The organism is Waterburya sp. (assembly GCF_058530065.1).
This window is the reverse complement of record NZ_JBZNBU010000315.1, coordinates 1-8244: the sequence shown is the minus strand read 5'-3', so window position 1 is coordinate 8244 and position 8244 is coordinate 1. Positions and strand designations below refer to the sequence as shown.

The window sequence follows — 8244 nt, the reverse complement described above, 5'->3', positions numbered from 1 at the left end:
CAGGATATACTCAAGCACAAGTAGAGCCTTACTGGGGCAAGATCGAACAAAAACACGGCTATAATTTTGAAGTTCCCGCCCAAGGAGGATTGGCAAAACCTATACCTTTGGTGGCAATGGGTCGATTTCGCCACGAAGCGATCGCTACAGATCCTCAGACGGGTTATATTTATCAAACTGAAGACCAAGTAAATAGTTGCATTTATCGTTTTCGTCCCCATAAAGCAGGTAACTTGTTAGCGGGAGGTGTTTTAGAAGCTTTAGTAATTCAAGACAATCCTCAAAGAAATACGGGGCTTGATTTCCCTGTGGGAAAACCTTTTCCAGTAAGTTGGGTACAGCTAGAAGATGTAGATCCAGAACACGATACTCTTCGCTACGAAGCCCAAAACAAAGGTGCAGCAATCTTTAGAAGAGGCGAAGGAATGTGTTACGCCAATGGAGAACTATATTGGACGGCTACTAATGGCGGTGCAGCCCAAGTAGGACAAATATTTCGCTACAATCTCGCCGAAGAGACAGTGGAATTATTCGTCGAATCTCCTGGCTATGATGTTCTCGACTATCCCGATAATTTAATCCTCGCGCCTTTTGGCGATTTAATTGTCTGTGAAGATGGCAAAGACGAACAATTTCTCATCGGTATTACCCCCCAAGGCAACTACTATAAATTTGCTCGCAATGCCCTCAACAATAGCGAATTTGCTGGAGTATGCTTCGCCCCCGACGGTAAAACCATGTTCGTCAATATTTACGCTCCAGGGATGACTTTAGCAATTTGGGGATTTTAATAGGAGACTGGGGGACGAGGTGAATTGGGAACGAAGGGACTAAGGGAAAAGAATTGTCTATCCATAACCGTAATTTAGAGAATTGGTATAAGAACTACTTTGGTTGTGATTTATTTTATAGATCGGGAAAATCGAACCAATTTAAACTTTGTTTTAAAGACAAAACTTTTTCGTCTAGCTTGCCCCTAATGAAAAGATCTATCTTGTCTTTTTGACTTTTGATATCATCGAATCGATCGCACCAAAATTAGTCCAATAAAAAAAATTCAATTGGGCGAATAGGGAAGGAGAGAAAAAGTATATAAAAGCGAAACCTCCTCATCCTTCATAATTCATCCCTCATCCCTTCAAAACTACCCTACTGTTCCTTCTAACTTAAGGCTCAATAGTTTGTCTGCTTCGGCAGCAAATTCCATTGGTAATTCGTTCAGGACATCTTTACAGAAACCACTTACCAACATAGATACGGCATCTTCTTCAGAAATTCCCCGTTGAGCGAAGTAAAATAGCTGTTCTTCGCCGATTTTGGCAGTGGAAGCTTCGTGTTCTAATTTAGCAGTATTATTATCTACTTGAATGTAGGGGAAAGTATTAGCTTCGGCATTATCGCCAATTAACATCGAGTCACATTGGGAGTAGTTACGCGCCCCTTCTGCTTTATTACCAATTTTCACTAGTCCGCGATAGCTACCTTGAGAGTCTCCTGCGGAAATACCTTTAGAAATGATCGTGCTGCGGGTATTTTTGCCCACGTGAATCATTTTAGTTCCCGTGTCTGCCTGTTGCTTGTTGTTAGTCAAAGCGATCGAATAAAATTCCCCGACGGAATTGTCTCCCACCAAAACACAACTGGGATATTTCCAGGTAATTGCCGAACCAGTTTCAACTTGCGTCCAAGAGATTTTGGAATTGACTCCTTTACACAAACCGCGCTTGGTAACGAAGTTATAAATCCCTCCTTTCCCTTCTTCATCTCCTGCAAACCAGTTTTGCACTGTAGAATATTTGATGTTGGCATTATCTAAAGCCACTAACTCTACCACCGCAGCATGAAGTTGGTTGGTGTCAAACATGGGGGCAGTACAGCCTTCTAAATAGCTGACCGATGCCCCTTCTTCTGCCACAATCAAGGTACGCTCGAATTGTCCCGTATCTCCATCATTGATGCGAAAATAGGTTGACAATTCCATTGGGCAAGTTACTCCTTTCGGAATAAAGACAAACGAACCATCGCTAAATACAGCAGAATTCAATGCTGCAAAATAGTTATCGGCAGTGGGAATTACAGTACCTAAATATTTTTTAATTAGTTCGGGATGTTCTTGCAAAGCCTCGGAGAAAGAACAAAAGATGACTCCATCTTCAGCTAATTTCTCTTTAAAAGTAGTACCGATCGAAACACTATCAAAAATTGCATCTACCGCTACATTGACGTTGCTCAGTTTCTTTTGTTCTGATAGAGGAATACCCAACTTGTCAAAAGTTTCCAATAAAGCGGGGTCAACTTCGTCTAAGCTATTGAGTTTTTCTTTTTTCTTCTTGGGTGCGGAATAGTAAACGATGTCTTGATAATCGATGGGAGGATATTCTACATGAGGCCATTCTGGTTCGGTCATAGTCAACCAGTGACGATAAGCTTTCAAGCGAAACTCTAGCATGAACTCTGGTTCGTTTTTCTTAGCTGAAATTAGACGAATTACATCTTCGCTCAAACCGCGAGGAATTCGATCTGCCTCAATATCGGTAACAAAACCATATTTGTAGGGTTGATTGACTAAAGTTTTAACGTTGGCACTCATGGTAGATGAATTAGGTAAATGGTGTAAATTTCCTAGAGCAGTAACCAAAAAATAGTTAATGCTTTTGTAGAATTAAACTAAGGAACAGTCATCATAGATTTTTTTCAGAAGTTAAACAACCAATTTGTTGTTTAAGTCCATTTAAGACTATTCTAGAGTAGATTAGCAACAAAAATGTTGTTAAAGTCAGAATTTTCTCATATCCTATTTGTAAAAGGCTCATAAATATATCGGTTGGGATGATGACGATCGCTAATTTCCCGTCTACAAAACAAAACATTTTACAATATCTACTCAAGCAAAATCACGCCACAGCCAAACAGCTAGGGAGAGATTTTAAGATTAGTACTCAAGCAGTGCGTCGTCACCTCAATGAATTAGAAACCGAAGGCTTGATTAGTTACGAATCAGTACAGCGGAAAATGGGCAGACCGCAACATTTATATAAACTAAGCGAAAAGGGACGCGATCGCCTTAGTCCCCAGAAATATAGCGAATTTGCCGTTTCCTTTCTAGATACCTTGGCAGAAACCGTAGGTAAAGAACAAGTTAGTAAGGTTTTAGAAAAACAATGGCAGCGTAAAGCCGCCGAATATCGCGTTCGCTTGGGAGATGGAACTTTACCCCAACGTATTGCTAAACTGGTTCAACTTAGAAAAGACGAAGGCTATATGGCAGAGTTGCATCATGTATCTTCCGCAGAAAAGCCAGAATTTATTTTAGTAGAACATAATTGCGCTATTTCTGATGTAGCAGAATCTTATCCCAGTATTTGCGGTCACGAATTAGAAATGTTTGCCGCAATCTTACCAGACTGTATTGTCAAACGCACTCATTGGATCAACGATGGCGAGCATCAGTGTGGCTATTCCATAACAATTGCTGGTTAAAGAATCTTCATAAAGATCGAGGTCTTATCTTCTACTATCCATAGGATAATAAAAAGTTATTGACAGATAACGTCTTTACAAAAACTCCTATCTTTAAAATAAAGATACTCACTTACACACTTATATTCAATTAAAGGAGAACATATTGGTTTCTACAGCTTCCTTTAAAACAACTAAATCAGAACAAATTTTTAGTGCTGCTCAAAAACTAATGCCTGGTGGTGTTAGTTCTCCCGTAAGAGCCTTTAAATCTGTAGGCGGTCAGCCTGTAGTTTTCGATCGTGTTAAAGGTGCTTATGCTTGGGATGTCGATGGCAATCAATATATCGATTATGTTGGTACTTGGGGACCTGCAATTTGCGGTCATGCTAACCCTGTAGTTCTAGAAGCTTTACACGACGCTATAGAAAAAGGAACTAGCTTTGGCGCGCCTTGTGCTTTGGAAAACGTTTTAGCCGAAATGGTTATCGATGCCGTTCCCAGCATTGATGTAGTTCGCTTCGTAAATTCGGGAACGGAAGCTTGTATGTCCGTTCTACGTTTGATGAGAGCCTTTACTGGTAGAGATAAGGTACTCAAATTTGAAGGTTGCTATCACGGTCATGCAGATATGTTTCTCGTCAAGGCAGGTTCTGGAGTGGCTACTCTCGGTTTACCAGATTCCCCAGGAGTTCCTAAATCCACTACTGCCAACACTTTAACTGCACCCTACAACGATCTAGAAGCTGTTAAAAAATTATTTGCCGAAAATCCCGACCAAATTTCAGGGGTGATTCTAGAACCTGTAGTGGGTAATTCAGGCTTTGTAACTCCCGATGCGGGTTTTCTTGAAGGCTTGCGCGAAATTACTAAAGAAAACGGTGCTTTGCTAGTATTTGATGAAGTAATGACTGGTTTTCGTATCTCTTATGGTGGCGCGCAAGCAAGATTTGGCGTAACTCCCGACCTAACTACTTTAGGTAAAGTAATTGGTGGTGGTTTGCCCGTAGGTGCTTACGGCGGACGTGCTGATATTATGAATATGGTCGCACCAGCAGGGCCTATGTATCAAGCAGGTACTCTCTCTGGCAACCCTTTGGCGATGACTGCGGGAATTAAAACCTTAGAATTACTCAGCAAGCCTGGTACTTACGAACAACTAGACCGCATTACTAAAAAACTATCTCAAGGTTTGTTAGCAGCAGCTAGAGAAGCAGGTCATGAAGTGACAGGGGGGAGCATTAGTGCGATGTTCGGTATGTTCTTTACTGATAAAGAAGTTCATAACTATGACGATGCTAAAACTTCCGACCTCAAGAAATTTGCTCGTTTCCATCGCGGTATGTTAGAAAAAGGCATTTATCTCGCACCTTCCCAGTTTGAAGCTGGCTTTACATCTCTGGCTCATACCGATGAAGATGTTGACCAAACTATTGCTACTGCCAAAGAAGTCTTCGCTGAAATCTAGAGTCATTGAGGCTCCGTTAGAGTCGGGGTATCTGTTTCCAGCTTACCCCTCTCCTCCGAACCGTGCTTGTGTCTTTCAACACACACGGCTACTCAAATGTATCCACTTTGTCATTAATTGACTTCTCAACTGCTGGTTATGACAGGGATATCATCAATCCAAAGATAGTCAATTTTTGACCATTCTTGGGTTAATTTCTTGAAGAAAATTGTAGATAAGAATGGCACAAGTCAAACCTGTCCTAATTGTGGCGCACATACTGGCAAGAAAACTTTAGATGTCAAAATTCACTCTTGTCATTTATGTGGCTACACCACTGCAAGAGATGTAGCATCAGCCCAGGAAGTAAGAAATAGAGGTATAAAGTCGGTCGGGCAGATCGTCTGAGGATTGGATGCGACAGGGAGTATCGGTCACGATATTCTAGTTGGCACGAGACGAAGCAGAAAACTAAAGTCGTGAGTCTTTAGAATCTATGGTAATTTTCTTAAATTCTGACTCTGATATCCATTGAGCATACTCATCTATTCATCACCTCTAAACGACGCTCATTTATCTTCTGTGCTGACCAAGTTGCTTCGGTTAAAAAATGATGTAATTTATGATAAGTAACTTCTACCGCATCTTTAGCCATCTGAGATAGATTTTTGCGCTCACTTTCTCCTAATAATCCCCCTATATAGTGCCTATACGCTCTTTTTTGTGCTTTAGTTCTCAATAGATCGTCGAACTTTTGACACCATCTATCAAAACAGGCTGGCATAGCTGCGGGGGTTGTTTCTTTCATAGCTCGCGAGGGCTCAACAATGTTAAACTTACTCAGCAACTTTTTGATTCATGTAGTATAGAGTCGAGAGTGCAAAATGAGATTTAATCCACGCGACTCATCTATAATTTCATAATTTCACCCAAAATTCTGACTAATTTAGGCTAGTTCTCTATTTCTGACATAGAACTAATTTTCTATTTTTTCCAAAATGAGAATTGCTGGTTAAAGCATTGTCAAAGAGCAATTGAAAGCAAACTGCGGTAATAGAATATTACAATAATAAGAAATGAAACTTTAAAGGAAATTTAGTCAAGAATTCAGATCGCTAATTTAAGGCGATCGCTCTTTAGCATCTAAAACCATATAAAAGACTAAAAACTAAAAACTGTTGATAAATGAAATGACTGTAGATTTTCAAGACGCTTTCGACATTATCGTAGTGGGTGGCGGACACTCTGGCTGCGAGGCAGCTTTGGCAGCTGCAAGATTGGGCTGTCGTACTTTGATGTTGACCCTCAACCTCGATCGCATTGCTTGGCAACCCTGTAACCCTGCGGTGGGAGGTCCTGCTAAATCCCAATTGACTCACGAAATTGATGCGTTGGGAGGAGAGATCGGTAAGGTGAGCGATCGCACTTATCTCCAGAAACGAGTATTGAATGCTTCTCGTGGACCTGCGGTATGGGCGTTACGGGCGCAAACCGACAAGCGGGAATATGCTGCGGTAATGAAACAGATCGTGGAAAATCAAGAGAATTTGAGCGTCCGCGAAGGGATGGTTACGGATTTGGTTTTGGGTAAAAACGATGAAATCATCGGTATCGAAACCTATTTTGGTACTTGTTTTGCTGCCAAAGCGGTAATCTTGACTACAGGCACTTTCCTCGGCGGTAAAATCTGGGTGGGTAACAAGTCAATGGATGCGGGCAGATCGGGAGAATTTGCCGTGACTGGCTTGACCGAAACCCTAAATCGACTGGGCTTTGAGACGGGCAGATTGAAAACAGGTACTCCTGCTAGGGTAGACAAGCGATCGGTAGACTACAGCAAAATGACTCCCCAGCCTGGGGATAAGATGGTGCGCTGGTTTAGTTTCGACCCTGAAGTCTGGGTAGAAAGAGAGCAAATGAGTTGTTACATGACTCGCACCACTGCCGAGACTCATAAAATCATTCGCGATAATTTACACTTATCTCCCGTCTATGGCGGTTGGGTAGATGCAAAAGGACCTCGTTATTGTCCCAGTATTGAAGATAAAATAGTCCGTTTTGCCGACAAGGAAAGCCACCAGATTTTTATCGAACCAGAAGGTAGAGATATTCCAGAGCTTTATATTCAAGGCTTTTCCACGGGATTGCCCGAAAAATTACAGCTAGCTATGCTCAGAACTCTTCCTGGTCTAGAGAACTGCGTTATGCTTCGTCCTGCCTATGCAGTAGAGTATGATTTTCTTCCTGCTACTCAATGTTTCCCTACCCTAATGACCAAAAAAGTCGAGGGTTTATACAGTGCGGGACAAATTAACGGTACTACGGGTTATGAAGAAGCAGCAGCCCAAGGTTTGGTAGCGGGTATTAACGCGGTTAAATTCGTCAGAGGAGAAAGCGAAGTTATCTTTTCTCGCGAACAAAGTTACTTGGGTACGTTAATCGATGACTTGTGTACCAAAGATTTGCGCGAACCCTATCGAATGCTCACCAGTCGTTCGGAATATCGCCTGATCTTGCGCTCGGATAATGCCGATCGCCGTTTGACTCCTTTAGGTCGAGAAATCGGTCTGATCGACGATCGCAGATGGCAACTTTACACCGACAAGCAAGCCAAAATTGCTGCGGAAAAAGAGCGTTTAGAAACCACTCGCATTAAAGAAAAAGATGAAGTAGGAATGGCGATCGCCGAAGCTACTCAGCAAAAAATCAAGGGTTCGATTACCCTAGCAGATTTGTTGCGCCGTCCGAAGTTTCACTATGCAGACTTGCAGAAATATAGTTTGGAAGATGCTAACTTAACCTTTGCCGAAACAGAAGGGGCGGAAATCGATATTAAATATTCTGGTTACATCAAACGCCAACAAACTCAAATCGAACAAGTTAGCCGTCACACCCAATTAAAACTACCCCAAAACCTCGACTATCACACTGTCGAAACCTTGCGCTTAGAAGCTAGAGAAAAACTAAATCAAGTCAAACCCCTAACCGTCGGTCAAGCTACCCGTATTGGTGGCGTAAACCCCGCCGATATTAATGCTTTATTAGTTTATCTAGAAATTCAATCCCAAAGAAAACAAGCTCAATTAGCAACTGATGTGACCCATTGATTCACGATCTCTGTCTATTTTTAACGTCAGTTCGGGATAAGAAAATTTATCTGTGAGTGTAGCTATCAGAGGGAAGACCCCGCGTCGCCGTAAGGCGCGTCTTGAAAAAGTTGACGGCACTCCATACTCGGATGCAAGCTCCGAGTCCGTGCCTCCTCATGGGGGAGAGCCAAGGGGCTGACACCTGAATTTATTTCAGGTGCTTGAAAGCCCCGCCCAAGACCGCACTTT

General features: G+C 42.0%; 6 protein-coding genes and 1 pseudogene. 5 read left to right on the top strand and 2 right to left on the bottom strand.

The features are described from left to right. Positions 1–791, top strand: a 791-nt coding sequence (locus tag AC33VI_RS18755) for an alkaline phosphatase PhoX (RefSeq protein WP_491783780.1), incomplete at its 5' end; no start/stop codon positions are given. A 353-nt stretch (positions 792–1144) separates the two neighbouring features. Here AC33VI_RS18755 and sufB read toward each other — a convergent pair. After that, positions 1145–2590 carry a Fe-S cluster assembly protein SufB gene (gene sufB, locus AC33VI_RS18750; RefSeq protein WP_491783782.1) on the bottom strand — a complete coding sequence of 482 codons (1446 nt, stop codon included), beginning with the start codon at positions 2588–2590 and terminating at the stop codon, positions 1145–1147. A 242-nt stretch (positions 2591–2832) separates the two neighbouring features. Here sufB and sufR point away from each other — a divergent pair, with 242 nt between their 5' ends. The 3 genes from sufR (at position 2833) to AC33VI_RS18735 (ending at position 5314) form a co-directional block, all read left to right on the top strand. Beyond that, entirely contained in the window at positions 2833–3480 is a 648-nt protein-coding gene (gene sufR, locus AC33VI_RS18745) for an iron-sulfur cluster biosynthesis transcriptional regulator SufR (protein ID WP_491783781.1), read from the top strand. Positions 3481–3625: 145 nt separating this feature from the next. Continuing rightward, on the top strand, positions 3626–4927 hold the full coding sequence (gene hemL / locus AC33VI_RS18740; RefSeq protein ID WP_491783779.1) for a glutamate-1-semialdehyde 2,1-aminomutase: 1302 nt from the start codon (positions 3626–3628) through the stop codon (positions 4925–4927). 198 nt (positions 4928–5125) lie between these two features. Next, positions 5126–5314, top strand: coding sequence for a zinc ribbon domain-containing protein (locus AC33VI_RS18735; RefSeq protein WP_491783778.1), 189 nt, complete (start codon positions 5126–5128; stop codon positions 5312–5314). A gap of 136 nt (positions 5315–5450) precedes the next feature. Here the strand turns inward: AC33VI_RS18735 and AC33VI_RS18730 are convergent. After that, positions 5451–5714, bottom strand: a pseudogene (locus AC33VI_RS18730) (transposase); the annotation flags it as partial. A gap of 382 nt (positions 5715–6096) precedes the next feature. Here AC33VI_RS18730 and mnmG point away from each other — a divergent pair. After that, positions 6097–8013, top strand: coding sequence for a tRNA uridine-5-carboxymethylaminomethyl(34) synthesis enzyme MnmG (mnmG, locus tag AC33VI_RS18725; RefSeq protein ID WP_491783777.1), 1917 nt, complete (start codon positions 6097–6099; stop codon positions 8011–8013). The last annotated feature ends 231 nt before the right edge of the window (positions 8014–8244 follow it).